Raw genomic sequence first — 1698 nt, forward strand, 5'->3', positions numbered from 1 at the left:
ACTGCTCTTTAACAATTTATCAGACAATCTGTGTGGGCACTCGAAGATACGGATTCTTAACGTCGCAAGACGCTAAATGAATACCAAGTCTCAAGAGTGAACACGTAATTCATTACGAAGTTTAATTCTTTGAGCATCAAACTTTTAAATTGAAGAGTTTGATCATGGCTCAGATTGAACGCTGGCGGCAGGCCTAACACATGCAAGTCGAACGGTAACAGAAAGAAGCTTGCTTCTTTGCTGACGAGTGGCGGACGGGTGAGTAATGTCTGGGAAACTGCCCGATGGAGGGGGATAACTACTGGAAACGGTAGCTAATACCGCATAACGTCGCAAGACCAAAGAGGGGGACCTTCGGGCCTCTTGCCATCGGATGTGCCCAGATGGGATTAGCTAGTAGGCGGGGTAACGGCCCACCTAGGCGACGATCTCTAGCTGGTCTGAGAGGATGACCAGCCACACTGGAACTGAGACACGGTCCAGACTCCTACGGGAGGCAGCAGTGGGGAATATTGCACAATGGGCGCAAGCCTGATGCAGCCATGCCGCGTGTATGAAGAAGGCCTTCGGGTTGTAAAGTACTTTCAGCGGGGAGGAAGGGAGTAAAGTTAATACCTTTGCTCATTGACGTTACCCGCAGAAGAAGCACCGGCTAACTCCGTGCCAGCAGCCGCGGTAATACGGAGGGTGCAAGCGTTAATCGGAATTACTGGGCGTAAAGCGCACGCAGGCGGTTTGTTAAGTCAGATGTGAAATCCCCGGGCTCAACCTGGGAACTGCATCTGATACTGGCAAGCTTGAGTCTCGTAGAGGGGGGTAGAATTCCAGGTGTAGCGGTGAAATGCGTAGAGATCTGGAGGAATACCGGTGGCGAAGGCGGCCCCCTGGACGAAGACTGACGCTCAGGTGCGAAAGCGTGGGGAGCAAACAGGATTAGATACCCTGGTAGTCCACGCCGTAAACGATGTCGACTTGGAGGTTGTGCCCTTGAGGCGTGGCTTCCGGAGCTAACGCGTTAAGTCGACCGCCTGGGGAGTACGGCCGCAAGGTTAAAACTCAAATGAATTGACGGGGGCCCGCACAAGCGGTGGAGCATGTGGTTTAATTCGATGCAACGCGAAGAACCTTACCTGGTCTTGACATCCACAGAACATTCCAGAGATGGGATGGTGCCTTCGGGAACTGTGAGACAGGTGCTGCATGGCTGTCGTCAGCTCGTGTTGTGAAATGTTGGGTTAAGTCCCGCAACGAGCGCAACCCTTATCCTTTGTTGCCAGCGGTTCGGCCGGGAACTCAAAGGAGACTGCCAGTGATAAACTGGAGGAAGGTGGGGATGACGTCAAGTCATCATGGCCCTTACGACCAGGGCTACACACGTGCTACAATGGCGCATACAAAGAGAAGCGACCTCGCGAGAGCAAGCGGACCTCATAAAGTGCGTCGTAGTCCGGATTGGAGTCTGCAACTCGACTCCATGAAGTCGGAATCGCTAGTAATCGTGGATCAGAATGCCACGGTGAATACGTTCCCGGGCCTTGTACACACCGCCCGTCACACCATGGGAGTGGGTTGCAAAAGAAGTAGGTAGCTTAACCTTCGGGAGGGCGCTTACCACTTTGTGATTCATGACTGGGGTGAAGTCGTAACAAGGTAACCGTAGGGGAACCTGCGGTTGGATCACCTCCTTACCTTAAAGAA

Annotated in this window: 1 rRNA gene; it reads left to right on the forward strand. The window is 52.8% G+C overall.

Annotated features, from left to right (window positions below):
• Positions 1–146: 146 nt before the first annotated feature.
• Positions 147–1688: ribosomal RNA gene (locus tag A9587_RS24100) — 16S ribosomal RNA — on the forward strand.
• Positions 1689–1698 lie beyond the last annotated feature (10 nt).

It is taken from the genome of Escherichia sp. MOD1-EC6162, from assembly GCF_002965125.1.
Taxonomy (GTDB): Bacteria; Pseudomonadota; Gammaproteobacteria; order Enterobacterales; family Enterobacteriaceae; genus Escherichia; species Escherichia marmotae.